At 63.2% G+C, this 26,620-nt stretch carries 26 protein-coding genes; 12 read left to right on the plus strand and 14 right to left on the minus strand.

Translation table 11 applies throughout. The features are described 5' to 3' along the window. Nucleotides 1-51 precede the first annotated feature (51 nt). From ettA to BLS48_RS18440, 5 genes are all read left to right on the plus strand, one after another. Nucleotides 52-1,701: an energy-dependent translational throttle protein EttA gene (ettA, locus tag BLS48_RS18420; RefSeq protein WP_091580238.1), complete on the plus strand. Its 1,650-nt coding sequence runs from the start codon at nucleotides 52-54 to the stop codon at nucleotides 1,699-1,701. Between the two features lie 65 nt (nucleotides 1,702-1,766). Further along, nucleotides 1,767-2,537, plus strand: coding sequence for a trans-aconitate 2-methyltransferase (gene tam, locus BLS48_RS18425; RefSeq protein ID WP_091580241.1), 771 nt, complete (start codon nucleotides 1,767-1,769; stop codon nucleotides 2,535-2,537). Nucleotides 2,538-2,652: 115 nt separating this feature from the next. Then, nucleotides 2,653-2,988, plus strand: coding sequence for a hypothetical protein (locus BLS48_RS18430; protein WP_091580585.1), 336 nt, complete (start codon nucleotides 2,653-2,655; stop codon nucleotides 2,986-2,988). Between the two features lie 105 nt (nucleotides 2,989-3,093). Then, complete coding sequence (locus BLS48_RS18435) at nucleotides 3,094-4,215, plus strand: beta-ketoacyl-ACP synthase III (protein WP_091580588.1); 1,122 nt, start codon at nucleotides 3,094-3,096, stop codon at nucleotides 4,213-4,215. A gap of 216 nt (nucleotides 4,216-4,431) precedes the next feature. Beyond that, the gene (locus tag BLS48_RS18440; protein ID WP_091580590.1) at nucleotides 4,432-4,848 is read left to right on the plus strand and encodes a GFA family protein; all 417 of its coding nucleotides are present in this window, start codon (nucleotides 4,432-4,434) and stop codon (nucleotides 4,846-4,848) included. A gap of 26 nt (nucleotides 4,849-4,874) precedes the next feature. Here the strand turns inward: BLS48_RS18440 and BLS48_RS18445 are convergent, their stop codons facing one another. The 4 genes from BLS48_RS18445 to BLS48_RS18460 all read right to left on the minus strand — a co-directional run bounded on the left by BLS48_RS18445 (nucleotide 4,875) and on the right by BLS48_RS18460 (nucleotide 7,034). Next, nucleotides 4,875-5,441 (minus strand): methyltransferase family protein, encoded by a 567-nt coding sequence (locus BLS48_RS18445; RefSeq protein WP_091580244.1) that lies wholly within the window; start codon nucleotides 5,439-5,441, stop codon nucleotides 4,875-4,877. Between the two features lie 143 nt (nucleotides 5,442-5,584). Beyond that, complete coding sequence (locus BLS48_RS18450; RefSeq protein ID WP_091580247.1) at nucleotides 5,585-6,094, minus strand: hypothetical protein; 510 nt, start codon at nucleotides 6,092-6,094, stop codon at nucleotides 5,585-5,587. Between the two features lie 93 nt (nucleotides 6,095-6,187). Then, complete coding sequence (locus BLS48_RS18455) at nucleotides 6,188-6,586, minus strand: VOC family protein (RefSeq protein WP_091580592.1); 399 nt, start codon at nucleotides 6,584-6,586, stop codon at nucleotides 6,188-6,190. A 25-nt stretch (nucleotides 6,587-6,611) separates the two neighbouring features. After that, a complete protein-coding gene (locus tag BLS48_RS18460) occupies nucleotides 6,612-7,034 on the minus strand; it encodes a tautomerase family protein (protein WP_091580250.1) in 423 nt (140 codons plus the stop codon). A 42-nt stretch (nucleotides 7,035-7,076) separates the two neighbouring features. Here BLS48_RS18460 and BLS48_RS18465 point away from each other — a divergent pair, with 42 nt between their 5' ends. Continuing rightward, the gene (locus tag BLS48_RS18465; protein WP_244529695.1) at nucleotides 7,077-7,799 is read left to right on the plus strand and encodes a TetR/AcrR family transcriptional regulator; all 723 of its coding nucleotides are present in this window, start codon (nucleotides 7,077-7,079) and stop codon (nucleotides 7,797-7,799) included. Between the two features lie 4 nt (nucleotides 7,800-7,803). Beyond that, nucleotides 7,804-8,421: an MOSC domain-containing protein gene (locus BLS48_RS18470; RefSeq protein ID WP_091580255.1), complete on the plus strand. Its 618-nt coding sequence runs from the start codon at nucleotides 7,804-7,806 to the stop codon at nucleotides 8,419-8,421. A gap of 49 nt (nucleotides 8,422-8,470) precedes the next feature. Here BLS48_RS18470 and BLS48_RS18475 read toward each other — a convergent pair whose 3' ends face one another. Both BLS48_RS18475 and BLS48_RS18480 read right to left on the minus strand, forming a co-directional pair. After that, the gene (locus tag BLS48_RS18475) at nucleotides 8,471-9,313 is read right to left on the minus strand and encodes an SDR family oxidoreductase (RefSeq protein WP_091580257.1); all 843 of its coding nucleotides are present in this window, start codon (nucleotides 9,311-9,313) and stop codon (nucleotides 8,471-8,473) included. Between the two features lie 133 nt (nucleotides 9,314-9,446). Further along, the gene (locus tag BLS48_RS18480) at nucleotides 9,447-10,409 is read right to left on the minus strand and encodes a D-amino acid aminotransferase (protein ID WP_091580260.1); all 963 of its coding nucleotides are present in this window, start codon (nucleotides 10,407-10,409) and stop codon (nucleotides 9,447-9,449) included. Nucleotides 10,410-10,566: 157 nt separating this feature from the next. On the opposite strand from BLS48_RS18480, the gene BLS48_RS18485 reads away from it, so the two are divergent. Next, nucleotides 10,567-11,070, plus strand: coding sequence for a hypothetical protein (locus BLS48_RS18485; RefSeq protein ID WP_091580262.1), 504 nt, complete (start codon nucleotides 10,567-10,569; stop codon nucleotides 11,068-11,070). Between the two features lie 14 nt (nucleotides 11,071-11,084). On the opposite strand, the gene BLS48_RS18490 is transcribed toward BLS48_RS18485, so the two are convergent. Together BLS48_RS18490 and tsaA are read right to left on the minus strand one after the other, a co-directional pair. Then, nucleotides 11,085-11,399 carry a DUF2293 domain-containing protein gene (locus tag BLS48_RS18490; RefSeq protein ID WP_091580265.1) on the minus strand — a complete coding sequence of 105 codons (315 nt, stop codon included), beginning with the start codon at nucleotides 11,397-11,399 and terminating at the stop codon, nucleotides 11,085-11,087. Further along, the gene (gene tsaA / locus BLS48_RS18495) at nucleotides 11,396-11,920 is read right to left on the minus strand and encodes a tRNA (N6-threonylcarbamoyladenosine(37)-N6)-methyltransferase TrmO (RefSeq protein ID WP_091580594.1); all 525 of its coding nucleotides are present in this window, start codon (nucleotides 11,918-11,920) and stop codon (nucleotides 11,396-11,398) included. Before tsaA ends, BLS48_RS18490 begins: the two co-directional genes overlap by 4 nt. Nucleotides 11,921-12,098: 178 nt before the next feature. Here tsaA and BLS48_RS18500 point away from each other — a divergent pair, with 178 nt between their 5' ends. Beyond that, nucleotides 12,099-13,121: an ArsR/SmtB family transcription factor gene (locus BLS48_RS18500; RefSeq protein WP_091580268.1), complete on the plus strand. Its 1,023-nt coding sequence runs from the start codon at nucleotides 12,099-12,101 to the stop codon at nucleotides 13,119-13,121. Next, nucleotides 13,121-14,038, plus strand: a complete 918-nt coding sequence (metF, locus tag BLS48_RS18505; protein WP_091580270.1) for a methylenetetrahydrofolate reductase [NAD(P)H] — start codon at nucleotides 13,121-13,123, stop codon at nucleotides 14,036-14,038. The genes BLS48_RS18500 and metF overlap by 1 nt, the downstream gene beginning before the upstream one ends. A gap of 488 nt (nucleotides 14,039-14,526) precedes the next feature. Here metF and BLS48_RS18510 read toward each other — a convergent pair whose 3' ends face one another. Further along, nucleotides 14,527-15,444 carry a DMT family transporter gene (locus BLS48_RS18510; protein ID WP_091580273.1) on the minus strand — a complete coding sequence of 306 codons (918 nt, stop codon included), beginning with the start codon at nucleotides 15,442-15,444 and terminating at the stop codon, nucleotides 14,527-14,529. Nucleotides 15,445-15,651: 207 nt separating this feature from the next. Here BLS48_RS18510 and BLS48_RS18515 point away from each other — a divergent pair, with 207 nt between their 5' ends. Continuing rightward, nucleotides 15,652-16,872, plus strand: a complete 1,221-nt coding sequence (locus BLS48_RS18515) for an alanine racemase (protein ID WP_091580275.1) — start codon at nucleotides 15,652-15,654, stop codon at nucleotides 16,870-16,872. A gap of 160 nt (nucleotides 16,873-17,032) precedes the next feature. Here the strand turns inward: BLS48_RS18515 and BLS48_RS18520 are convergent, their stop codons facing one another. Beyond that, nucleotides 17,033-18,211, minus strand: coding sequence for a lytic murein transglycosylase (locus tag BLS48_RS18520; protein WP_091580278.1), 1,179 nt, complete (start codon nucleotides 18,209-18,211; stop codon nucleotides 17,033-17,035). A gap of 308 nt (nucleotides 18,212-18,519) precedes the next feature. Next, on the minus strand, nucleotides 18,520-19,314 hold the full coding sequence (locus BLS48_RS18525) for a glycoside hydrolase family 25 protein (RefSeq protein ID WP_091580280.1): 795 nt from the start codon (nucleotides 19,312-19,314) through the stop codon (nucleotides 18,520-18,522). A gap of 286 nt (nucleotides 19,315-19,600) precedes the next feature. Between BLS48_RS18525 and BLS48_RS18530 the strand changes: the two genes are divergently transcribed. Beyond that, nucleotides 19,601-20,980 carry a serine hydrolase domain-containing protein gene (locus BLS48_RS18530; RefSeq protein WP_091580282.1) on the plus strand — a complete coding sequence of 460 codons (1,380 nt, stop codon included), beginning with the start codon at nucleotides 19,601-19,603 and terminating at the stop codon, nucleotides 20,978-20,980. A gap of 4 nt (nucleotides 20,981-20,984) precedes the next feature. Here BLS48_RS18530 and BLS48_RS18535 read toward each other — a convergent pair whose 3' ends face one another. The 3 genes from BLS48_RS18535 to BLS48_RS18545 are packed head-to-tail and all read right to left on the minus strand — an operon-like array spanning nucleotide 20,985 to nucleotide 26,609. Continuing rightward, a complete protein-coding gene (locus tag BLS48_RS18535) occupies nucleotides 20,985-21,650 on the minus strand; it encodes a class I SAM-dependent methyltransferase (RefSeq protein WP_091580284.1) in 666 nt (221 codons plus the stop codon). Then, nucleotides 21,647-22,945 (minus strand): BtaA family protein, encoded by a 1,299-nt coding sequence (locus BLS48_RS18540; protein WP_091580287.1) that lies wholly within the window; start codon nucleotides 22,943-22,945, stop codon nucleotides 21,647-21,649. The genes BLS48_RS18535 and BLS48_RS18540 overlap by 4 nt, the downstream gene beginning before the upstream one ends. A gap of 31 nt (nucleotides 22,946-22,976) precedes the next feature. After that, the gene (locus BLS48_RS18545) at nucleotides 22,977-26,609 is read right to left on the minus strand and encodes a hydantoinase B/oxoprolinase family protein (RefSeq protein ID WP_091580290.1); all 3,633 of its coding nucleotides are present in this window, start codon (nucleotides 26,607-26,609) and stop codon (nucleotides 22,977-22,979) included. Nucleotides 26,610-26,620 lie beyond the last annotated feature (11 nt).

The following is a 26,620-nucleotide window of genomic DNA, read 5'->3' on the forward strand; positions in this document are numbered from 1 at the left end:
CCAACCTCCATTCAATTTGACAATCCAGTCAGTTTTTCAGGGAAAGCGCGCGTGGCACGCCAGTTCATCTATCACATGGCCGGCCTCAACAAGGCCTATGGCACCAAGAAGGTGCTTGAGAACATCCATCTGTCCTTCTATCCAGATGCCAAGATCGGCATTCTCGGTCCCAACGGCTCGGGCAAGTCGACGATCCTCAAGATCATGGCAGGGCTCGACAAGGAGTGGAGCGGCGAGGCCTGGCTGGCGGAAGGCGCCACCGTTGGCTACCTGGCGCAGGAGCCGGTGCTCGACGCGAACAAGACGGTGTTCGAGAACATCATGGAAGGCGTCGCCGCCAAGACCGCCATCATCGAACGCTACAATGAATTGATGATGAACTATTCCGACGAGACGGCCGACGAGTCGGCCAAGCTCCAGGACGAGATGGACCGGCTGAACCTTTGGGACCTCGAACAGCAGGTCGAGATGGCGATGGAAGCACTGGGGTGCCCGCCCAAGGATGCGGACGTCACCAAGCTGTCGGGCGGCGAGCGCCGCCGCGTCGCGCTCTGCCAGCTTCTGCTGCGCCAGCCCGACCTTCTGCTGCTCGACGAACCGACCAACCATCTCGACGCCGAGACGACCGCGTGGCTGGAAAAGCATCTGCGCGCCTATCCGGGCGCTGTGATGATCATCACCCACGATCGCTACTTCCTCGACAATGTCACCGGCTGGATCCTCGAGCTCGACCGTGGCCGCGGCATTCCTTACGAGGGCAACTACACCAAATACCTCGAAGCCAAGGCCAAGCGCCTCAAGCAGGAAGGCCGCGAGGACGATGCCCGCCAACGCGCGATCGGCCGCGAGCGCGAGTGGATCCAGTCCAGCCCCAAGGCCCGCCAGACCAAGTCCAAGGCGCGTATCCAGGCATTCCAGGATCTGCTCGATGCCGCCGACAAGCGGCGTCCGAGCGATACGCAGATCGTCATTCCGCATGGCGAACGGCTCGGCAATGTGGTGATCGAGGCGGAAGGCCTGTCGAAGGGCTTTGGCGACACGCTGCTGATCGACAATTTGTCCTTCAAGCTGCCGCCCGGCGGCATCGTTGGCGTTATCGGCCCGAATGGCGCCGGCAAGACGACGCTGTTCCGCATGATCACCGGCCAGGAAAAGCCGGACGCCGGCACGATTCGCATCGGCGAAACGGTCAAGCTCGGCTATGTCGACCAGAGCCGCGACCAGCTCGATCCTTCGAAGACCGTGTGGGAAGAGATTTCCGGCGGCGCCGAAGTGGTCAAGCTCGGCAAGTTCGAGGCCAACACGCGCGCCTATTGCGCGTCTTTCAACTTCCGTGGTGGCGACCAGCAGCAGAAGGTCGGCAACCTGTCAGGCGGCCAGCGCAACCGCGTGCATCTGGCCAAGATGCTGAAGACGGGCGGCAATGTGCTGCTGCTCGACGAACCGACCAACGATCTCGACACCGAAACGCTGGCCGCCCTTGAAGACGCGCTGGAAAACTTCGGTGGCTGCGCCGTCATCATCTCGCACGATCGCATGTTCCTCGACCGTCTGGCGACGCATATCCTCGCCTTCGAGGGCAACAGCCATGTCGAATGGTTCGAGGGCAATTTCGAGGACTACGAGCAGGACAAGATCCGCCGGCTCGGGCCCGATGCCGTCAATCCGCACCGCATGACCTACAAGAGGCTGACGCGGTAGGGGATCACTCTGAAGCGGTAAGGGCATTGGGGCGGCGAATTCTCAAGGTGATATGAGGAGTTCAAATGGCTGATTGGTCCGCCGCCCAATATCTGAAATTCGAGGACGAGCGCACGCGGCCTGCGCGTGATCTCGTCGCGCAAGTGCCGGTGGACTTCCCGCGCCGGGTCGTCGACATCGGCTGTGGGCCGGGCAACTCGACCGAACTTCTGGTCGAGCGCTGGCCGGATGCCGAGGTGAGCGGCTTCGACACCTCTCCCGACATGATCGAAAAGGCGAGGGCGCGGCTGCCTGAAGTCAGCTTCGACATCGCCGATGCGTCCAAATGGCAGCCGGGGGAGCCGGTCAACGTGATCTTCGCCAATGCGGTCTTCCAGTGGCTGCCCGAGCACCCGGCGGTGTTCCAGCGGCTGATGGGCTTTCTGGCGCAAGGCGGCGCGCTCGCCATCCAGATGCCCGACAATATGGGCGAGGACTCCCATCGCCTGATGCGGGAGACCGCCGCCGAAATGCCGTTTGCCGCAAAGATCAAGGGTGCGGCGCGCGCGCCGTTGCCGCCGGTGTCGTTCTATTATGACCTCCTGTCGCCGCTCAGCGATCGGCTGGACATATGGCACACGATCTACAATCATCCTCTGGCCGACGCCGAGGCGATCGTCGAATGGGTGAAATCGACCGGCCTGAAGCCTTTCCTCGATCCGCTCGAAGCCGACGAGCGCAAGATGTTCCTCGACAGCTACACGGCCAAGATCGCCAAGGCCTATCCGAGGACGGCGAACGGCAAGGTGCTGCTGCGCTTCCCTCGTATTTTTATCGTCGCCAAGCGGGCCGGCTAGGAAAGAATTATCTACATCGCCAGCAGCCAATCGCCGCTGCTTGACCCGGTTTCGCCACCATGCGCATTTCATTTCCGCGGGAATTCCGTCAAGCTCGCGCGGCAGGGGGTGGATGATGACATTGGGGAAATTGCTTTTCGGCGGCAGCGTGTGCGCGGCGACATTTCTGGCCTTGTCGGTCTCGGCCGAGGCCAAGCGGGCGCGCTGCTTCACCAGCGACGACGGTTATTTTCCGTGCAGCTATCGCGCGATCGACGGCGCCGGCAGCTTCCGCATCTCGGCGCCGGGCTATCCGACCTATGTGCTGGAGGTCGACGGGCCAGGCTTCGCCTATGGCTATGTCAATCTTGGCCGCCGCAACGTGTCGCTGCCGGGACAGTTCGTGCGCAGCCGCGACGATGGCGCCTGCTGGAACAACCCGCAGACCAACACCAAGCTCTGCGCCTGGTGAAGTCTGGCTTAAGCTGGCGTAAACCGCCTCAGTGAGAAAAGTGTTGCGCCGGAGCGTTACGGCGCCCACATGAAGCCGCAACGCTGCGGATGGGACAGACTGGACATGCATCGCGTCATCATCGGCGGCATCGGCGTTGAAATTCCTGAACCCTCGATCACCAATGAAGAACTGGTCGCCAGCTTCAATGCCTGGGTCGACATGGAGAATGCGCGCCGCCAGGGCACCGACGAGCCGCCGCTGCAGAAATCGGACAGCGACTTCATCGTCCACGCTTCGGGCGTGCGCACCCGCCACGTGATCGAGCGCGAAGGCATTCTCGATCCGACCCGCATGACGCCGTGCATTCCAGCGCGCCCGGACGATGCGCTGTCGCTCGAAGCCGAGTTCGGCATCGCCTCGGCCAGGAAAGCGCTCGACCATGCCGGGCTGCAGCCTTCCGATATCGACCTGATCATCTGCTCGGCCTCGCACCACCAGCGACCCTATCCGGCGATCGCCATCGAAATGCAGGAGGCGCTGGGCACAAAGGGCGCCGGCTTCGACATGGGGCTTGGTTGTTCGTCGGCGGCGGCAGCACTTCACATGGCGGTCAACCTGGTGCGCTCGGGGGCGCACAAGCGCATTCTGGTGACCACGCCGGAAATCATCACCGGCCATCTCAATTTCCGCGACCGGCAGACGCATTTCATCTTTGGCGATGCCTCGGTGTCGATGGTGGTCGAGGGGCTCGCCCTGGGCGAGAGGCGACCGGGACGCTTCGAGGTGCTCGACACGCGGATCTGGACGCAGATGTCGAACAACATCCGCACCAATCTTGGCTACTACACCCGTACTGCCCAGGACGATCCCTATATGATCAACCTGGAAGGCAATCTGATCAAGCAGGTCGGCAACAAGGTGTTCAAGGAAGTCACCGTCGCCGGGCACAAATTCATTGTCGAGTTCCTCGCCGAGCACGGGCTGACGCCGCAGGCTGTCAGGCGCTTCTGGTTGCATCAGGCCAATGCCCGCATGAATGCCATGATCCTGAAGCTGTCGTTCGGCCACGAGGTCGACCATGACCGCGCGCCGATGGTGCTGGAAAAGCTTGGCAACACGGCGGGCGCCGGCGCCATCGTCGCGCTGTCGCAGAACCATGCCGACATGAAGCCAGGTGACCACGGCCTGATCTGCGCCTTTGGCGCGGGATATTCGATAGGTGGCGCGCTTCTCAGAATGCTCTAACGTGTGCTAATATTCAGCCGGCCTGCGGAAGGCGGCGTCCCCGCACTTCCTTACCAAGGCACGCTTCGTTCGGAGTCTCGAAATCCGCCCAGTCTGGCCGATTCGAGCACGCCTTCTACCCCCTCAGCCTGACCTGAATCTCGACACCTCCCGGCGTTCGGGAGTGTCTCGGTTGAAATCAACATGGTCTCACTTCCAAAAAAGGAGGGTTTTCCAATGGCTGATGCCCGATGCAGTTGCGGGGCTGTCACCTTAACGCTTCCAGGAGCGTCGAAACTGGTTGTCGCCTGTCATTGCCTTGACTGCCAGCGCAGAACCGGCGCGCCATTTGGCGTCGGCGCCTTTTATCCGGTCGACGCCGTCGCTATTTCCGGAACTCCCAAAGAGTTCACCAGGGATGCGGCAAGCGGCGGGAGGGTCCACAGCTACTTTTGTCCAAACTGCGGCTCGACGATCTATTGGAAGGCCGACAAGCTGCCGTCGCTGATCGGCGTCGCGGTCGGCGCGCTGGCTGACCCGAAACACCCACCCCCTATCAGGTCGGTTTTCGAGCAGTCGAAACATGACTGGGTTCACATTGACGGTGCCGTCGACCACTTCCAGCAAAGCAGTGTGACAAGACATTCAAACTGAGCTGGCGTTCAACACGTCTTGTCGCTTCAGACCGGCGCGAAAGGCACCAGCATCGGTACGCGCCTGGCGTAGTCATCATAGGCGCTGCCCAGTTCGCCGCGCAGGAAGCGCTCTTCCAGTCTTGCCTTCATGACGATGCCGATGGTCAGCAGAATGGCGCCGGCAACACCCCAGAGAGTGCCTTTCGCCGCCATGGTGGCCAGGATCGCCAGGAGCAGTCCGGTGTAGATCGGATGGCGGACGAGACGGTACGGGCCGGTGTCGACGACACGGTGCTCGGCCTTGGCGGTGACCGTGCCTGACCACAATCGGCCAAGATGCACGCGTGCCCACCAGCAGAAGGCGAGGCCGACGGCAATCAACGCGACGCAGATCCAGGCCTCGGCAAGATTGGGAAACCACAGCCGAAGCCGCCCGACATAGCCGTGCGCCGGAATGAAGAGCAGGATGGTGCCAAGCATGAGGACCGCCCGGTAAGGCGCCTCGACCTGAAAGCCGGCGCGCTTCTCGACCCGGTCGGCCCAGAAGGCGGCGGCGGCCCATGTCGCGGCCCAGAACAGCCAAAGCAGTGTGATTGCCGTCCCCGGACGCATGATGAGCTCCCTCCTATCTGGGCGGTATCATCAAACCAGCGTGGCGCGGCGGCAATGCGGCGCGGTACCGAAACAGGTCGGTTTCAGGTAAGAAGGTCGTGATCGAATCCCGATGCGTTCGCGGGGCCGGAGCATTCGCCCGCCTATCCCCAGATAAGGATCACCGGGGAGGCCAGGAACAGAATGCCGGCAAGGATCCACCGGCTACTGCCGTAAGATTGCACCTCCGAAAGCGGCAGCCACCAGCGTACCAGCGCATAGCCGACGGCGATGGCTATGCTGTAGATCAACGCCCACAGGAATATGTGCCACCCCCCACCAAAAAGGCCGATGGCTAAGCCGAAGCCCGTCAAGGCGCCAAGAATGCCATAGCCAACGTCGAACATCAGCGTCGTGGTCATGGAGAGCGGTCGCCAGATTACTGGGAATGCAATCGCGACGGCAGCTGTCAGAAGCCAGATGCTGATGATCGCCTGAAGCGTGGCGGAACTCGCTATCGAGGCGGCAACGCCGGTAAGGTGATCGGGTGTGGAAAGGCGCACAATCTGCGCAATCCGATCAATGAGCGCGGCCCAAATCCATAGCAGGAACGCGCAAGCCGCAAAGATCAAGAAGTTTCCGGCTGATCGTTTTACGATTTCACTTTGTTCCATTGCCGCCTCCTGCTGTTCTGAAAGCTAGCATCGAAACCGACGCACTGGAACTTGGATGGCTGGAAGCTCTCCTGATGGAAGAGCCTGGCAACATCAGCCGCCAGAACAGCTGAACATCCATTGCACGCCAAATGCGTCCACGATCATGCCGAAGCTGGTTCCCCAGTATTGCGGCGCCAACGGCACGGTGATCCGGCCACCCGCCGCCATACGATCGAAAAGAGCCTGCATGGCGGCGAGGTCGTCGAAGTCCAGCATCAATGCCGAGCCTTTCATCGGCTCCGCGTCATCATTGTCGGAAGCGTGAAACAGCACCCCCGGACCTTCGAACCGCGCATGCAACACCTTTCCACGCATGGCTTCGGTCCGCACCGGCATGTTGTCGTCGCCCCAGCGCAGCAGGATCGTTCCCCGGCCAAGGCCGCATTGTTCATAGAAGGCCAGCGCCGGTTCGCAATTGGTGGTGAAGAACAGCGAAGGGGAGAGCCGCATCGGTTCGCTTCCGTTCATCGCCAGATCAGTGCGCGGCTGCGGTGGCGGCAGCGACAAGCGCGTCACCCGTATATTGCCTGTTACCGATACCCCAGCCGCCGTCGGGCGCGTTGACGATGTTGATCCATGTGTTTTCAGGCCGGTGGCCGGGCACACAGAGCTCTTCGACAATGCCGCAGGCAGCGGTGATGAAGTCCTTGCGGGCTTCGATCGAGCCAAGGCCGATGTTGGGCAATTTCAGTTCCACCATGACGACCGGCCGATTGGCGCCGCCGGCGTAGATGTGGTGAGGCGGCAGGACGTGGACCGTGCCGCCGACAATCGCGGTGAAGAACGAATTGCCGGTGGCGCCAGAGGCTTCGATGAGGGCGGCGCTAAGACGCGGCAGGATTTCGCGCTCTCCCGCCGGGGTCAGTACGCCTTCTGGCGCGGTCACGGTGATTGGCATTTGGCTCTCCTTTGCCTTTGGTTGCATGGCCTTGCTGGCAGGGTGTCATTCGGCTTGCCATGTTTCGTATCAATTGTTACGTTATGGGGAGAAGGCGAGTCAATAGGTTTCGTATCGATCACTATGGATAAATTGGAAAAGCCTAGGGGTGGCCGGCCGCGCGCATTCGACCCCGATCGGGCTCTGGATGCGGCGATGCATCTGTTCTGGGAGCACGGCTATGAGGCAACGTCGCTGGCCATGCTGCGCGAGGCGATGGGGCTGACGCCGCCGCAAATCTACAACGCCTTCACCGACAAGGAGACTTTGTTCCGCAAGGCGCTGATGCGCTACCACCAGACCGAGATAGGGTTTGCGCTTGAGGCATTGAGCGCGCCGGTGCCGACACGGGAGGCGATCCGGCGGTTGCTGCTCGGCGCGGCGGAGGCCTATTCCCGGCCCGGCAAGCCCGGCGGATGCCTGTTCGTCAGCGGTGCGCTGGCAACTTCGCCACAGGCGCAAGCCGTTGCGGATGAGCTCAAGACCTATCGCAAGGCGAGTGAGGCGGCGATTGCGGACCGGCTGGCCAACGGCAAGGCAGTGGGCGACCTGCCGGAAAACCTATCGGTCGAGGGCTTCGCCAAATACCTGGCAGGTGTCATGAACGGCATGTCGATCCAGGCGCGGGACGGCGCGTCGGTCGAAGAGTTGCGCGTTTTGGCCCAAACCGCCCTTGCGGCCTTGCCGGCCGAAGGGCAAAACCAAACGGCATCATCCAAGGAATGAAGCCATGCTGGATCTCTTCCCCGAGGCTGAAAAGCCGCTCGAAATCATCCCGGCGCGAAAGCTTGCCGCCAGGGCGGCAGCACTTTACCTCGCGCCATCGGATCATTTCGAGACACGCCCGGTGGACGAGTTGCGCCTGGGCTTCGACGGCATATCAGGCGATTTCCATGCCGGATCGACGCGGCGTTCGGGCGGACGCGAGCCATGGTATCCGCGCGGCACCGAAATGCGCAACGAACGGCAGTTGTCTGTCGTGGCGGCGGATGAATTGGCCATCGTCGCCGAACGGATGGGTCTCGCCGAAATCAAGCCGGAGTGGATCGGCGCCAATCTGGTGATCGAAGGCGTGCCGCATTTGTCCATGCTGCCGGCCGGCACGCTGCTGTTCTTCAAGGGCGGCGCGACCATCAAGGTCGACGCGCAGAACGGACCTTGCCGCATCTCCGGCCGATCGATCGCCGAAAACGCCGGCATGGCCGACGTTGAAGCCGGCGCGCTGTTGTTCCCGAAGGCCGCTAAGCGGCTTCGGGGCGTCGTCGCGTGGGTCGAGAAGCCGGGAACGATCAGGGCAGGCGAAGAAATCTCGGTGCGCGTGCCCGAGCAGTGGATCTATCCGGCTTAGCAGGGCAGGGCTACGCCACCGGAGGCGGCGTAGCGGGATTTTGCATCGTCTAGGCTGCCTTGCGGTTCTTCTTGGCGCCTTGCGCCATGACGGAAACGTGGTCCCATTTTTCCCAGGTGGCGAGACGGTTGGCGTATTCCCGTTTGATCATCGGCAGGCCGCCATCGCCGAAGAAGACCCTGAGCGGCGGCTCGGCCGCATCGACGATGGCCAGCATCGCCGGGCCCGTGGCCTCGGGATCGCCGGCGACCGAATTGGCGCGGCGCTCGGCCATCTTGGCGCGCGCGGGAGCGTAGGCTTCGATCGGTTGGGAGACCTTGGCCGACGGGCCAGCCCAGTCGGTGGAGAAGCCGCCGGGTTCGACCAGCGTGACATGGATGCCGAATTCCGCGACCTCGATGCTCAGCGACTGGCTGAAGGCTTCGAGCGCCCATTTCGAGGCGTGGTAGAGGCCGAGCGAGGCAAAGGCATTGACGCCGCCGATCGACGAGATCTGGATGATGTGGCCGGAACGTTGCGCCCGCATGATCGGCAGCGCGGCCTGGGTCACCCACAGGGCGCCGAACACGTTGGTTTCGATCTGGTCGCGGGCTTCCTGTTCGCTGACTTCCTCGATGGCGCCAAAATGGCCATAGCCGGCATTGTTGATGACGACGTCGAGCCGGCCAAAGCGCTTGTGCGCTTCGGCGACAGCGGCATCCACGGCTTTCTTGTCGGTGACGTCGAGCTTTATCGCGGCAATGTTGTCGCCGTATTTCTCGACGAGATCGGCGAGCGTGCCGGCATCGCGGGCGGTCGCGGCGACGCGGTCGCCACGCGCCAATGCGGCCTCGGCCCAGACGCGGCCAAAACCCTTCGACGATCCGGTGATGAACCAAACCTTGTTTGTCATGATGTGGAATCCTTGCCCCTGCGGGCGTGATTTTCGGGTGAAAGCGGAGGCTTCTCCGCTTGCGGGCATATACGGCGTATCCCGGGATTTTCCAGAGGCGAGGGGGAATCTTTTTGAACAAGCCGCCCTTTGATCAGGGATAGCGCACCGGGTTCGACCATGCCGGATCGTCGTGCTTCTCCCAGTAACGCGCCATCAGCCGGCTGGTGATCGCGCCGACCTTGCCGTCCGCCACCGGGGTGCCGTCGATCCGCGTCACCGGCATGATGCCACCGGCGGTCGAGGTGATAAAGACTTCGTCGGCCGCCTTGAGCGCGGCGACGCTGACATTGGCGGCCGTAGCGGCAAGTCCGGCCTCGGCGCAGAGATCGAAAACGGTGCGGCGGGTGATGCCGGGCAGCACGCCGATGTCCGGCGTCGACAGTTTGCCGTCCTTGACGCAGAAGACGTTGAAACCCGGGCCCTCGGCAACATTGCCGTTGAAATCAAGGATGAGCGCGGTCTCGGCACCGCTGTCATAGGCATCATAGAGACCGCGCACCAAGTCGAGCCAGTGGTAGTTCTTGATCGCCGGGTCGATCGAGGCCGGCGGAATGCGCACCTTGTCGCTGACCGCGACATGCAGGCCGCGCCGCAATTGCTCGGCATTGGCGACCGAGCCGAACGGCACGGCGAAGGCCATGAAGCGGTTGACCGCCTGGCGCGGGTCGCGGCTGAAGGTCGGCGAGGCGCCGCGCGTGCACAGCACCTCGACATAGGCTGCGCGGTGACCCGACAGTGCGACGCAATTGTGCAGGATTTCAGCCACGCCCTCGCGGTCGAAGGGGATCGTCATCCGCAGCTTTTCCAGCCCGCCGAAGAAGCGCTCGAGGTGCAGGTCGAGGCGGAAGAAGCGGCCGTTCCAGACATGCACCGTGTCGTAGGTGGCGTCGGAATGCAGGAAGCCCCAATCCAGCACCGAGATCTTCGCTTGCGACATCGGCAGGTACTGGCCGTCCAGGAAGGCGATGCCCTTGGGATAGGAATGCGGGTCGACGTGGCGGTCGCTGACCGCAGGCAGTGGCTTCGTGTCCTGTATTGCCGTCGTCTGGCTCATCGGGCTTCCTCTCGCGCAAGGCGGAATCCGCAGGCTATCGGCCCCAAGCGGAAGCGATAGAGCCACCCGCCCGGCGCTGTTCGTCCTCCAGGGCGAACCGGCCGATACATCGGACTGGAATTGCCCTACAATTGTGCGGCTCTGAACGGGAGGGGACATGGGCAGGCTTGGGACCGTCATCGCAGGCATGATGATTTTCGCCGCCGCGGGCGAAGCCAGTGCGCAGTGCGCGAAAGAAGGTGAGGACCTGTGCCAGGGCGGCCAGACCTATCGCTGTGAGAAGACAGGCAGCGAATTGACGCCGATCTTCCAGAACGTTCCGTGCGGTGTGAATGTGCCGACGCTGACCGGCACCTGGGTTGGCAACGGCCACCAGAGTCCGGCCGGCGACGCCGGCGCCGACTGGTCGATCGCCATGACGATCAATGAGGGCGGCGCGTCGATCGATTATCCATCGCTCGGCTGTGGCGGATCGCTGTCGCAGACGTCCAGGGACGACACTTCGGCGCAATACCATGAGAGCATCACTTACGGTCAGGACAAGTGCATCGACGGCGGCGACATCACCGTCAGGTTTTTCAAGGGGAACCTGTCCTGGACCTGGGTCGGCCAGGCGGACGGCCAGCCCTACAATGCGGTCGCCGTCCTGACGCGGCAATAGGCGGACTTGCCGCCTTATTCATCCTCGTCATCGGCGTCGAGCAGCCGTGTCGCGCGCCAGCGGGTGAGCACGATGTTGGTCTGCTCTATGACGAAGAAACGCGCCGAGTCGCGGTCGTAGCCCTCGCTTAGCAGCTTCTCGTAATCGGTGTGCATGTGGCGGATATGGGCAATGGTTGCGAGCCACACGGCGATGGTCGGCGGCAAGGTCTTCATATGAACCGCGCCGGCGTCGGTACGGATCTTCTCCATGTCGGCATAGGGCGCCAGCGGCAGAAGCGCGGTCAGCGCCTTGGCGATGGCGCGACGTCGGCCCGTCGGCGCTTTCATCGCTCGTTGCGGCCTTCCATGGTCGCCTCTGATATGGCGTCGGTCGAAGCGAAATAGGGCTTGATATCGATGACCGGCGTGCCGTCGAGCACGTCGATGGCGTCAAGATCGATGCGCCCGGTGGCGATGTTGAGTCCGACGAGCCTCGCCACATGCAGGCCGACCGGGTTCGGCCGGGCAGGGGAGCGCAGGCCGAATACGCCTTTCGCTTCAGCCGCATGGCGGGGTTTCTGCACAATCAGATTCCGCGGCGCGTGGTGCAGCCAGGACAGGATGATGACGTGGCTGGCGCGCTCCAGGCCCCGCAGGCCTTCACGGTAAGGCGGGTCGATGGTCAGCACCGCCGGCCGCCCGGTCTCGCGCGCGTTGCGCATGTTCTTCGGGCAGGCCTCCCGCGTCGTCCATGGCGAGGCGATGCGGCCGATGAAGACGATGCCGCCATCCGGCGGCATTAGTGCCGGGTCGGTTTCCAGTCTCTGCTCGCCTTCGCGCGCCTCGAACATTTCACGCGGTGCGGTCATTCTGCCCATCTTCCTGTTGGTGCATATCCTTGTCCCAAGATCGCTACACAGTTTTGGGAGGCATGGAGCGGGAAATCACGCATGCGGCATTTTCTTGTCCGGAAGCGACATAGCGCTTGCAAGGTTTGGAAAATCGACATAAACATATGTTTATATCTTTTTCAAAGAGAATACACTGATGCATGTTTCGCTAGACACCATGGTGGACACACTGAAGGCGGCGGCCGAATCCAGCCGGCTGCGCATATTGGCACTGTTGTCGCGCGGTGACCTCACCGTTTCCGATCTTACCGAAATTCTCGGCCAGTCGCAGCCGCGCGTTTCGCGGCATCTGAAGCTGCTGCTGGAGGCCGGGCTGATCGGCCGCTACCAGGAAGGGTCGTGGGCCTTCTTCCGCCTGTCGGACGCCGATTCCGCGCGCGACTTCGTGATGGGGCTGGTTTCCGGCATTCGCGGTGCCGACCCGCAGGTCGAGCGCGACCTGGAGCGGCTGGCCTCGGTCAAGCGCAAGCGTCAGGACCGCGCCACCGAATATTTTTCGGTGAACGCGGCGAGCTGGGACCATATCCGCTCGCTGCACGTGCCGGATCGCGCCGTCGAAGCCGCGATGCTGAAGCTGGTTGGCAAGCGGCCGTTCCAGTCGATGCTCGACCTCGGCACTGGCACCGGGCGGCTGCTGGAGATATTCTCGCCGCTCTACCGGCGCGGTGTCGGCATCGACATGTCGCGCGAGATGCTGACCGTGGCGCGCGCCAATCTCGACAAGGCAGGCATTTCGAATGCGCAGGTGCGGCAGGGCGACATCTTCGCGCCGCCGGTCGAGCGCGATGCCTTCGATCTCGTCACCATCCACCAGGTGCTGCACTATCTCGACGACCCCGCCCGCGCCATCCACGAGGCCGCGCGGCTTTTACGCCCGGCCGGGCGGCTGGTCATCGTCGATTTCGCGCCGCATGCGCTGGAGTTCCTGCGTGACGAACACGCGCATATGCGGCTCGGCTTTTCGGATCGGCAGATCAAGGAGTGGTTTTCCGAAGCCGGCCTCGATCTCGAGGATGCCCAAGAGTTCGAGCCGCGCGGCGGCAATGAGGCCAAGCTCACCGTCAAGCTTTGGCTTGGCCGCGACCGGCGCCTGCTGATCGCCGACCCTTCCAATGAAAGCCGCCAGGCCAAAGTTAGCTCGATAGGGGAAATCGCCTGATGAACCAGTTCCGTTTTTCCCGCCGCCCGGACATTGGCGACAAGGTCAGCGTTTCCTTTGAATTCTTCCCTCCGAAGACCGACGAGATGGAAGCGAGGCTATGGGACACGGTCACCCGGCTGGAGCCGCTGAAGCCGAAATTCGTCTCGGTGACCTATGGCGCCGGCGGCTCGACGCGTGAGCGAACCGCACGCACCATCGGCCGTATCCTGAAAGAGACCAGCCTGACGCCGGCGGCGCACATGACCTGTGTGGACGCCGCCCGCCATGAGGTCGACGCGGTGATCCAGGAATTCGCCGACATGGGCGTGAAGCGCTTCGTCGCCTTGCGGGGCGATCCGGCCGCCGGCGTCGGAACCGCCTATCGTCCGCATCCGGACGGCTACGCCAACGGCGCCGAACTGGTGGGGGCGCTGAAGGATGCCGGCGATTTCGACATCTCGGTTTCGGCCTATCCGGAGAAGCACCCGGAAAGCCCTGACTTCGCCACCGACATCGACATGCTGAAGCGCAAGGTCGACAATGGCGCGACGCGGGCGATCACCCAGTTCTTCTTCGACAATGATCTCTACGAGCGCTATGTTGAGCGCGCGCGCCGCGCCGGTATCTACATCCCGATCGTGCCCGGCATTCTGCCGGTGCACAATTTCACCCAGGTCGCCAATTTCTCGGCGCGTTGCGGTGCGTTGGTGCCGGCATGGCTGGCCGAGCGCTTCGACGGTTTGCAGAACGATCCGCAAACGCATGCGCTGGTGGCTTCGGCGGTGGCGGCCGAACAGGTGCTGGACCTGGTCGAGCGCGGGGTGGGCGACTTCCACTTCTACACCATGAACCGGGCTGACCTTGTCTTCGCGATCTGCCACATGATCGGCATCCGCTCGCATGAAGTGGAGGCAGCCGGGTCAGCCGCGGCATGAACAGGCTGAAAAAGCAAAAGGCCGGGAAAAACCCGGCCTTTCGAATCGGTTGGACTATTGGGTGCTGGTCTTCCCAACTTGGCGGGTCAGGGAAGAAAGCCCATAATAAGGGCTCCGATGAAGGCGAACGCAGCACAGATCATCAATGCGTTGATTGGCCTCGTAAGTCCCATGGCATAGCCTCCTCTTAAAGAGCTATGCCTAAGAGTCTAGGTTCATTTGGGCCACAGGCAAGCGGAAAATATGCTGCATTGCGACGTGATTGTGAAATTTGCGACTTCGGTTTTGCCGTTAGACGTTGAAACTCCTAGGCAAAAACCGGCTTAGGGCCTGTGAATAAATTATGGCGGCGCTGTGTCGCTGGCGTGTCAGGGCAGCGCCACCGGCATGGGCTCGAAAGTCGTACTTGACTTCCGGAAAGCACGTTGCGGAGATTCAATTAGAGGGGCTGGAGCGCCCTTTGCGGGTCCAGTTGGACGCGCGGCGATCTAACCTAGACCGAACACTCGCCCGTCGATGGTGACGAGGCCAAGCGCGATCAGCACCACGCCGCTGACTTCGAACAGTTCGAGCCGCTCGCCGAGGAACAGGAAACCAAGCAGCATGGCGCTGGCCGGCACGATGAGCGTGACCAGCGAGGCGTTGGTGGCGCCGGCCGAGGCGACGAGGTTGAAATAGAGGATGTAGGCGAAGGCGGTGGACAGCAGCGCCAGCGCCAGCACCGCCGCCCACACCGGGGGTGAGGCCGAGAACAGGCCAGCCGGACCATAGGTGAACAGCACGATCGGGATCATGATGATGGTCGAGGCGGTCAGCTGTCCGGTGGCGATGACCGGCGAGGGCACGCCCTTGAAGCGGCGGGCGATCATCAGGGCAATCCCATAGGACAGCGAAGCGCCGATCAGCGCGAATTTGGCCCAGACCGGCCCGCCGAGCCCGGCAAGCAGGCCGGGGCCGATCATCACCGCCGTGCCGGCGACACCAAGGGCGATGCCGACGAACTTGTTCCAGGAGAGTTTTTCGTCTGATGTCAGCGCGTTGGCGAAGATCAGCGTCCAGAACGGCGTCGTGGCGTTGAGCACCGAGGCGACACCGGCGCCAAGCTGGGTCTGGCCGGCGAAGATCAGCGAGAAGGGGATCACGTTGTTGGTGAGTGCCAGCAGGAAGAACAAGCCGGCGTGCGGAAGGGCGAGCCGGAAAGACGGTCCGCGCAGACCGAGATAGACCTGCAGCGCGATCGCGGCGATGGCAACGCGAAACAGCACCAGCACCAGCGGGTGAAGCTCAGCCACCGCGATGCGGGCGAAGAAGAACGAGCCGCCCCAGATCGCGCCGAGCAGCAGGAGCTGTCCCCAGTCCTTGAGCACCATCGGCCCGCGTGGCGTGGATGTCGCGGCTATTGCCATGTGATCGTCCTCCCAGACGGCCTGAATGCCAGCCAGTCAGGCGGAAGGCATATCGGGTTCGGCGACAAGGGCCACCCGAAACCTGATTGATGGCAGACGTTGCCGCCAAAGACCTAGCGCCGCCGCGTCAGGGCCGCGAGACACAGAATTGTTTTCATTAGCCGCTAGCTTGGATTAATTGTGCGCAGCCGAGGTGAGGATTCGTCCATGCAGCGATTCGAGAATGCCCGCGAGGCGGCACTGGCGCTTCGCCCGGACGATCCGATCTATTGCTTCCGCCCGCAGGTGCTGAAGGCCGATGCGCGGCAGTTCATGGGCATGTTCCCGGGCAAGACCGCCTATGCGGTCAAGACCAATGGCGAGCAGATCGTGCTGAAGACCCTGGTCGAGGCCGGCGTCAATGCCTTCGACGTCGCTTCGCCCGGCGAGTTCGCCGCCGTGCGCGCCGTCTCCGCCGATGCCGAGATGCTCTATATGCACCCGGTCAAGGCGCAGTCGGACATCAAGCTGGCGTTGGAGAAGTACGGCATCCGCGTCATTTCGCTCGACCATGAGGACGAGATCACCAAGCTGACGCGGGTGGTGCGCGCGCTTGACATCGATCCGGGCTCGATCAGCGTGTTCGTGCGGGTGCAGACCAAGGGCCTCGCCGCCTACGAATTGTCGAAGAAATTCGGCGCCGGGCCTGCCTATGCTGTCGAACTGGCGGAGCGGCTGAACCGCACCGGCTACAAGGTTGGCCTGTGTTTTCATGTCGGCAGCCAGATCGAGGACCCCGACACTTATGAGCGGGCGCTGGCCTCGGCCGACTGGGTGCGCAACCGGCTGACCTTCGACATTGCCGGGCTCGATGTCGGCGGGGGTTTTCCGGCCGAATACGGGCACGATCCCAACCGCAAGCAGATCGAGATGCCGTCGCTGGGCCAGATCATGTCGCGGCTGTCCGGCGATCTTAAAGAATACCAGTTCGACCAGATGCCGCTGGTCGCGGAGCCGGGCCGGGTGATCGTCGCGCGCTGCCTGTCGCTGATCGTGCGGGTGCTGCTGCGCAAGGGCAAGCGGCTCTACATCAATGACGGCATCTGGGCGTCGCTGTCGGATTCATGGACCGGCAAGATCACGCTGCCGGCACGCTTCATTCCCGACCCAGCGATCCGGTCGCGCAATGGCGAGGAAAAGAACATCGTGCCGTTCAAGGTCTGCGGGGCGACCTGCGATTCCGTCGACATCCTGTCGCGGCCGTTCTGGCTGCCGGAAACGGTCGACACCGGCGACTGGATCGAGATCGGCCATATCGGCGCCTATTCGCTGTCGCTCAGGACCCGCTTCAACGGCTTCTATCCCGACACTTTCGTCGAGGTGACGACGCCGTTCGACGAGGGCGACGCGCCACAAGGGTTTGCGAGTTTGGAGACGATGGCTGATTAAGTTTCTTCCTTCTCCCCTTGTGGGAGAAGGTGTCGCCGAAGGCGACGGATGAGGGGTGTTCCAGAGAACGCCTACGCCTCACTCCGCTGGAACACCCCTCATCCGTCTCGGCGCTCGCGCGCCGATCCACCTTCTCCCACAAGGGGAGAAGGAAGAGGAGCTAAAGCCTCGCCAGCAGATCCGGCGTTGGCCAGCCATCCACTGGCAGGCCAAGGCGCATCTGCTCCTTGCGGATCGCTTCGCGGGTGTTGGTGCCCAGGATGCCATCGACCGTGCCGACGTCGTAGCCCCTGGCTTCCAGCTTGGTCTGCAAGGCTTTCATCTGCTCGTTGTCGAGGCCGGTCTCGGGATTGCGCGGATCGAACTGCGGCGCGCCTGCCAGCCTGTTGGCGAGATTGGCCGCGGTCAGCGCGTAGGTGAAGGACTGGTTCCACTCAAGATAGACGTCGAAATTGTCGTAGGTGAGGAAGGCCGGACCCTTGCGCCCCATTGGCAAGGCTAGGCCGGCCTTCAGGCCGTTGTCGACCAGCGGCGTGCCGTTCGGGTTGGTGACCCCCCACAGCGCCCATTGCGACAGCGGCAATTTGTTGGTGCGTCCGGTCTGGTCCCACGGCATGTCGTCGGGCACGCGGACTTCCTCGATCCAGGGCTGGTCGCGTTTCCAGCCGCGCGACAGCACCTTGTTGGCCGTGGTCATGATGACGTCCGGGACACTGTTGCGCAGGTCGACCTTGCCGTCACCGTCGCCGTCGACGCCGCGCGCCAGATAGTCCGAAGGCAGGATCTGCGTCTGGCCGATCTCGCCGGCCCAGGCGCCCGTGACGTTCTCCGGCAGCACACCGCGATCGATCAGCATCAAAAGAGGGATGAGTTGCGGCCGGAAAAGCTGTGGGCGGCGGCAATCATGGGAGAGTGTCACCAGGGCGCTCAGCGTGTGGAAATCGCCCTGCACGGCGCCGAAATCGGTTTCCAGCGCCCAGAAGGCGGCGATGATCGGTGCCTGGACGCCGAACTGCTGGTCGGCGCGGGCGAAGACGTCGGCGTATTTCTTCAGGTTTGCCGCGCCTTGCTTCAGCCGGTAGGCCGAGATCATGCGGTTGGAGAATTCGATGAAGGTCTGGGTAAAGACACCCTGGGCGCGGTCGCGCGCCAGAACCTTGTCGTCGATGGTCGCATCCTCCAGCGCATCGAGGCCGGCGGTGCCGACGCCAGCCGCCTTGGCTTCCGCCGCCACGCCCTGCTTCCAGGCTTCGAAGTCGCCGCCGCATTCCTGCGCCATCGCCGGCAAGGCCGTGGCGCACAAGAACAGCGCCGCGAGGGCTTTCGAACGCAGTCGCATCGGCTTCCTTTCGACATTCAGGATCCCAAGGCGTCCTAGCGCAGCCATAGGGGCGCGGAGCTCTGGAGTACCGGCGGTTGCAGACTTTACCGCTGGCTCTGTCGAAAAGCAGGCGGCAGGCCCGGTGTCAACGGGTGTTCTGCGACAGCCACTTGTTCCTGGCGGCCTCGCTGCCGTTGAACCGGTGTCAACGGGTGTTGTGCCGCAGCCTGTTGTTGCTGGCGGCTTGGCTGCCGTTGAACCCCGGTATCAACGGCACTTCTGCAGGAATGATTTGATCCAACGTGGTGCTGCCGTTGAACCTGACATCAACGGGTGTTCTGCCGCAGCCACTTGTTCCAGGCGGCTTCACTGCCGTTGAAGACGTTGATGTCGGACTTGCCGGTCATGCCGGGAACGATGCCGGTTCCGGTATACTGCCAGAAGGTGAAGGGGTGGCTGCCGTATTTCTCGCGCGGATGGCCGGCAACGGAGCGCAGCCAGTAGGGGTAGCCGCGGAAGGTCGATAGCTGGTTGTCGTCGAAGAAATCGACCGAGGTGTAGATGATCGGCTTCTTGCCGTAGTGCCGTTCGACGATTTCGAGGAAGGTGGTCATCTCCGCGCGCACCGTGGCGGCGTCGGGGCGCAGCCTGCAGGTCGGCGATTTCGGGTTCCATTCCATGTCGAGGACCGGCGGCATCGCCGAGCGATCGACGGGGACATTCTGGATGAACCAGCGCGCCTGCTGGGCCGCGGGGGTGCAGAAATAGAAGAAATGATAGGCCGCGCGCGGAACACCGTTGGCTTTCGTGCGGGCCCAATGCTCGTTGAAATAGTCATCGAAGCGGTCACCGCCCTCGGTCGCCTTGATGAAGGCGAAGGAGATGCCGCTGGCCTTGGCCGCCGGCCAGTCGACCGAGGTCTGGTATTTGGAGACGTCGGTGCCATGAACGGCATAATTCCACGGCGCGCCGCTGTCCCATTCATGCGGCTTGGAATCGGCGAAGCGGGGCGCGTGCACGGCGACCGTCTGGCTGCTGGACGGCGACAGCGGCGAGAGATCGTCCACGGTCGAGCAGGCGCCGAGCAGCGTCAACATGAAAAGGGCCGCAAGACGGCGCATCGCAATTCCCAAGCCGGATTCAGCCGGTCACTGATGGGTCTGTGCACTGATGGCCGCCGCTTGGTCTGGCCCCCTCCGAGCGATCGCCCCACAGCATCGCCCAGCATCTTAATTTCGTGCATGTCGTTGTCCCAAAACCGCTGTGCACTTTTGGGCGACATGCATCCTGTGATCGCCGATCATGGTTGATAATCAGTTGACGGCGCTCGACAAGCACCACGATTTGCGGAAGCAATGGCGGCAAATCGATGACATAAGGCTCAGGCGAGAGCCTGGGAGGAAATAAATGCGGTTCGTCGTCAAGCTCATCAAATGGCTTCTCGGCCTGATCGTGCTGGCGGTCGCCGCTCTGTTTGCCTGGCTTTACATCGCGCCGCCCGAATTGATCCGCGTCGGCGCGGGCTATTCGGCCAAGATCGTGTGCTCGAATGTCTTCATCGCCGGCCGCGACCCCAAAGAGGCGCTTGCCGTCGACGTGCAGGCGCCCGGGCATCCTTTGCTGCGGCTGATGCGGGTTTCGGTGGACAAGAACCGAGGCACGGTTTCGGCGGGGCTGCTTGGCTTCCTCGGCAAGAGCGTCGCCGTTGCCCGCGACGGGCTGGGCTGCGCTTCGGTTCCCGATGGCGATGTCGGCAAGGCGCGGCACACGGCGATCCATACCGAGCCGTCGGCGGTCAGCAAGGATGCACTGTGGCCGGAAGGCGAGCGGGTCGATGCATCGCAGGATCCGGTGATTGCAAAACTGCTCGACGATGCGGCGCTGACCGGCACCGGCATGCGCGCGGTGGTGGTGGTCAAGAACGGCCGCGTCGTCGCCGAGCGTTATGGCTCCGGATTTTCGGAAAAGACGCCGCTACTCGGCTGGTCGATGACCAAGACGGTCAACGCCGCAATCATCGGCACGCTGGTCAAGGACGGCAAGATGGCTGTCACCGACAAGGGGCTGTTCGCGCCGTGGAAGGCCGACGGCCGTGCCGCAATCAGCCTTGCCGACATGATGGCGATGTCGAGCGGGCTGGAGTTCAATGAGGACTATGGCGACGTCGCCGATGTCACGCGCATGCTCTACCTCGAACCCGACATGGCGGGCTTCGCCGAAGCCAAGCCGCTGGCGGCCGAGGTCGGCAAGGTGTTTTCCTATTCGAGCGGCACGGCGGTGATGCTGTCGCGTCTGTGGCAAGGCGCGATCGGCGACAAGGCCAAGGCGCTGACGTGGCCGCGCACGGCACTGTTCGAGCCGCTCGGCATGCACAGCGCGGTGCTCGAGACCGACGAGCAGGGCACCTTCGTCGGCTCGTCCTATCTCTACGCCACGGCGCATGACTGGGCGCGCTTCGGCCAGTTCCTGTTGCAGGGTGGTGTTTGGAACGGCAACCAGGTCCTGCCGGCCGGCTTCGTCGACTGGATGCGGGAGCCGGCGCCCGCCTCGAAAGTCTACGGCAAGGGCCAGCTGTGGATCGAGGCACCGGGCGACGAGGATAGCCCCGGCGCAGGCGTGGCCGCCGGCCTGCCCAAGGACACCTACTGGATGGAAGGGCATGACGGGCAGACGGTCACCATCATTCCATCAGAACAGCTGGTGGTGGTGCGGCTTGGCCTGACGCCGACCAAGCTCGGCTACCGGCCGCAGACGATGGTGGGGGCGCTGGTGAAGGCGCTGCATTAGCAGCCTATCGGGGCAACGCTACCACGCCGAGCCAGGCATAACCGCGATAAAGCGTGCGGAAACGGAAGCTTGCGGCGGTTCGCCGAGATTCCGATTCCAGAACCTCGCGCAGGGTCGAGCGTGGTGCGACGTGGAATTTCCTGAGCCAGCCGCGCAGCAGGGTCCGGAACCAGCGCGGCAGGCCCTCCTGCTGGCCGAAGTCGACGACATGCAGCGAACCGCCCGGGGAGAGGGCGGCAAGTGCCGCGGACACCGTCTTCTCCCAGCCGGGGATCATCGACAGCGAATAGGATACGAAGACGCGATCGAAGCCAACGCGTCCGAACAGTGCCTTGGCATCGAATGCCGTGGCGTCGCCCTGAGCGAGCGTGACACGATCGACCAGGCCTTCGCGGGCAATCGCAGTGCTTGCCGTCTCCAGCATTTCGGCTGAAATATCAAGACCGAAGAAGCGGGCGTCTGGGTAGCGGCGGGCGGCGAGGACGATGTTGCGGCCGGTGCCACAGCCGAGTTCCAGCACGGTGCCGCCGACCGGTACATCGAGCCCGTCGATCAAACGGTCGCGGCCAAGCAGGTAGTATTTGCGGGTCAGGTCGTAGATGTGGCGCTGCCAGCGGTAGACGCCGTCCATCAGTTCGGCGTGGCTGGCCGGCAGCTCCGTCGTGCTCATGCCGGGCGCTTCACATAGAGGTGGAAGCCGCCATAGATGGCCGAACGGTCGCGGGCCGAGAATTCGCGCGAGGCCTCGTTCTGGTAGTCCCATTGGTCGAGCAGCGAGGTGGAGACGCGGCCGGGCAACAGGCTGGGTTCGGCGGCGGTGCGGAAGATGACGCGGGCGCCGGTGGAAGCGGTGCGGGTGATTTCCGCCCACAGCGCATTGAGCTGGTCATCGGTCATCCAGTCCTGCGCATCAAGCAGGACGAAACGGTCGACCGAGCCGGCATCCTTGCCGGCGAGGAACTCGATCAGATTGGCATGATGGATGGCAACGCGGTCGATGTTGCCGCGGATGGTGTCGTAATTCCGCTTTTCCAGATAGGCGGGCAGGGCGGCCTCGCCGGGCTCGGGATAGCGCCGGGCGAAGGCCTGCCAGGCGAAGTAGTTACTCTGCAATGGGAAATCGCAGGCGAGCTTTTCCAGTCGGGCTTTCAGCACGCTGGCCATAGTGCCGTCACCCGAGGTGATCAGCGAATCGTACTGCGCCGGCGGAATGCCGAGGCCGAACAGCGAAGCCTTGCGCGAGGTCGCCCATTTCAGCAGCGGTTTGTCGAAGACGGGCGCCAGTTCCTCGTTGAAGAAGCGCCGCTGCTCGCCGATGTTGCGGGCCTGCATGATGCCTGCCGGGTCGACGCCGAAGAACTTCGCAGTGCGATGGCCCATGGCGATGAACAGGCCGAGCAGGCCGGTCTGGTAGAAATTGCTATCGAAGACGGCGATGCGCCGGCGGCCGCGCCAGTTGCGGCGCTCCCAATAGTGACGGCTGACCGGATCGAGACGCGGCGCGATGAAACGGTCGTAGGCTTCCGAATTGTGGCTGGTATCGGCGGCGCCGAAGAAGCGGAACAGATCGCCCTGCGACGGCAAATGGCGTACCGCCTCCAGCTTCATGCGGTTCAGCGCGATATGCGCGGCGTTGAGGTCGACGGCGTCGACCCGTGCCGGCGAGCGGGTGAGGTAGGCCAGGATGTTGCAGCCGCCCGAGGCGATGGTGACGACGCGGTGGCCCTGGCCAAGCTGCATCGCTTCCATGTCGACATCAGGGTCTTCCCAGATCTGCGGATAGACGAGACCGGAAAACAGGAAGGCGAACAGCCGTTCCGAAATGCCGGCTTTCGACAGCGGGCGGTTCTGGTAGACGGCTTTTCCAACTTCCTTGCCGCGGCGAAAAACCAGATCCGAGGAGACGTCCGTCATGACAAGCTGATTCCCCATTTGCTTTGCCGCAAGCGGGTAACCCAGGGTCATGACAGGCCGGTGACAGCCTGTTGACGTCAGTTCAGGCCTTGCCAAACCCACCCGGCGTCGGCGTCGTCAGAATGACGGCGTCGCCCGCCTGAAGCACGGTCTGGTCGCAGGCCTTCAGCATTTCGATCGTGCCGTTCTTGCGACGGATCTTGGTCGAGCCGACCTCGCCGTCGCCGCCGCCATCCAGGCCTTGCGGAGGCCGGTTGCGATGCGAGGACAGGATCGCGCATTCCATCTTTTCGAGGAAGCGGATGGTGCGTTTGGTGCCGTCGCCGGCATTCCATCGGCCCTTGCCGCCGGAGCCTTCGCGGATGTGGAAATCCTCGAGCAGCACGGGAAAGCGCAGTTCCAGCACTTCCGGGTCGGTGAGACGCGAATTGGTCATGTGGGTGTGGACGCCGGAGGTGCCGGCAAAGCCGCGGCCGGAGTTCATGTGCCCGGCCGGTGAGCCGGAGCAGATCGTTTCGTAATATTGGTACTGCTTGTTGCCGAAGGTGAGGTTGTTCATCGTTCCCTGAGCATTGGCCATGGCTCCCATGGCGCCGAACAGCGCGTTGGTGACGTGCTGCGAGGTCTCGACATTGCCGGCGACGACTGCCGCCGGATAGGAGGGTTTGAGCATGCAACCGTCGGGGATGATGATGTTGATGGGCCGCAGACAGCCGGCATTCATCGGGATCATGTCCTCGACCATGACGCGGAAGGCGTAGAGCACCGCGGCGCGGGCGACCGGTTCGGGCGCGTTGAAATTGTTCTTCATCACCGGCGAGGTGCCGGTGAAGTCGACGGTTGCCTCGCGCTTTTGCCGGTCGACAGTGATCTTCACCTTGATGACCTGGCCGGTGTCGGTCGGATACTCATATTGCGAGGAATCCGGCAGCCGTTCCAGCACGCGGCGCACGCTTTCGGCGGCATTGTCCTGGACATGACCCATATAGGCCTCGACGACATCGAGGCCGAAATGCGCGACCATCTTGCGCAGTTCGGCGACACCCTTCTCGTTGGCGGCGATCTGCGCCTTGAGGTCGGCGATGTTCTGGTGCGGGTTGCGGGCCGGGTAGCGGTGGTCGGTGAGCAGCGTATGCAGTTCCTTCTCGCGGAATTTTCCACGATCGACGATGCGGAAATTGTCGAACAGCACGCCTTCCTCATCGACCGTGGTGGCGAGCGGCGTCATCGAGCCGGGCGCCGTGCCGCCGATGTCGGCATGATGGCCGCGCGAGGCCGCCCAGAAGAGGATCTTCTGCTTGATGTCGTCGAAGACCGGCGTCACCACGGTGATATCGGGCAGATGCGTGCCGCCATTGTAGGGGGCATTGAGGGCAAAGACGTCGCCGGGGTGGATGTCGCCGGAATTGAGCCGGATGATGGTTTCGACCGAGCGATCCATGGAGCCCAGATGCACCGGCATGTGCGGCGCATTGGCGACCAGGGCGCCGCTGTGGTCGAAGACGGCACAGGAAAAATCCAGCCTTTCCTTGATGTTGACGGAATAGGCGGTGTTCTGCAGCGTCACGCCCATCTGTTCGGCGATCGACATGAAGAGGTTGTTGAAGACTTCCAGCATGACCGGATCGGCTTCGGTGCCGAGCGCCGCCTGCCGGCGCTTTTTCTCGACGCGGCGCAAGAGCACATGGTTCCTGGCGGTGATTTGGGCCTGCCAGCCCGGCTCGACGACAACGGTCTGGTTCGGCTCGATGATCAACGCAGGACCGGCAATCCTGTTGCCCGGCTTCAACGCGTCGCGAAGGAAGACGCCGGAAGCACGCCACGCCCCTTCGGTGAAGATTTCGCGGGTCTGCGAAGGGCTTAAGGTGAGATCTTCGGTTGCTGAATCATTTTCGTCGCGGCGGGCACCGCCGGTGTCCGTGCCTTCGACGCCGACTGTCTCGACGATCATCGGCTTGTCATCATAGACGAAACCGAACTGCGCCTTGTGGGCGATCTCGAAATCGCGCTTGGCCTGGAAAATCGAGTCCGCCTCGAAATTCACCGGCAGTGTGGTGTCAGTGCCGTCATAGCGGATATGCAGCACGGGCTTCGCGGCAACGGCATCGTCGGCGATGCCTTGCGCCGAGAGCTCGGCGATGACGGTTTTTCTCAAGGTGGCAATAAGGGTGTCGATCTCGGTTCTGGACTCTTCGGCAAGAGGCTTCAGCAGTGCCTGCTGGCGTGAGGCAAAGACCGAGGCCAAACCGATGCCGTAGGCTGAAAGCAGACCGGAGAACGGGTGGATCAGCACCGCCTCCATGCCAAGCGCGTCAGCGACCAGGCAGGCGTGCTGGCCGCCGGCGCCACCAAAGCAGTTCAGGAGATATTCGGTGACGTCGTAGCCGCGCTGCACGGAAATCTTCTTGATGGCGTTGGCCATGTTCTCGACGGCGATGGTGATGAAGCCTTCGGCAACCGCTTCCGGCGGCCGGCCATCGCCGATCTCGGCGGCGAGCGCCGCGAATTTCTCGCGCACAATCCCGACATCGAGCGGCTCGTTCTGGCCGGGGCCGAAGATGGCGGGGAAGAATTCCGGCTGCAGCTTGCCCAGCATGACGTTGGCGTCGGTGACGGCCAGGGGGCCGCCGCGCCGGTAAGCGGCCGGGCCAGGATTGGCGCCGGCGGAGTCCGGCCCGGCACGAAAGCGGCCTGCCTCGTAGTGCAGGATCGAGCCGCCGCCGGCGGCGACGGTATGGATGCGCATCATCGGGGCCCGAACGCGCACGCCGGCGACTTCGGTATCGAAGGCGCGCTCATACTCGCCATCATAGTGGGCAACATCGGTGGAGGTGCCGCCCATGTCGAAGCCGATGACCTTCTCGAAGCCGGCGAGTTTCGCCGTCTCGACCATGCCGACAACGCCGCCGGCCGGCCCGGACAGCAGCGCATCCTTGCCCTGGAACATGTCGGCGGCGGTGAGGCCGCCCGACGACATCATGAACATGAGATGCGGGGATTGGTCGCTCTCTCCCGCCGTGACGCCGAGCTCCCGCGCCACCCTTTGCACATAGCGCGACAGGATCGGCGACAGATAGGCGTCGACCACCGTGGTGTCGCCGCGTCCGACCAGCTTGATCAGCGGCGACACCTCGTGGCTGACCGAAACCTGGCCGAATCCAAGCTTGCGGCAGATTTTTGCCACCGCCTTCTCGTGATCGGGATATTTCCAGGCATGCATGAAGACGATGGCCACGGCGTCGATGCCATCGGCCTTCGCCTGCTCGATCGCCGGCCGGCAGGCGGCTGCGTCGAGCAATCGTTCGACGCAGCCGTCGGCGAGCACGCGCTCGTCGACCTCGATGACGCGCTCGTAGAGCTGTTCGGGAAGGATGATCTCCTTGGCGAAGATGTCGGGCCGCGCCTGGTAGGCAATCCTGAGCGCATCGCGAAACCCCTTGGTGATGAGCAACAGGACGCGGTCGCCCTTGCGCTCCAGCAATGCGTTGGTGGCGACCGTGGTGCCCATCTTGATGTCGCCGATAAGGCCGGGCGGGATCGCGGCGCCGGAGCGCAGACCGAGAAGGTCGCGAATGCCCTGGATAGCGGCATCGGCGTAGGCTTCGGGGTTTTCGGATAGAAGCTTGCGCGGATGCAGCCCGCCTTGCGGGTCACGACCGATGACATCGGTGAAGGTGCCGCCGCGGTCGATCCAGAAATCCCACTTCGCGGTCATGCGGCATGCTC

This window comes from Mesorhizobium qingshengii, from assembly GCF_900103325.1.
Classification (GTDB): Bacteria; Pseudomonadota; Alphaproteobacteria; order Rhizobiales; family Rhizobiaceae; genus Mesorhizobium; species Mesorhizobium qingshengii.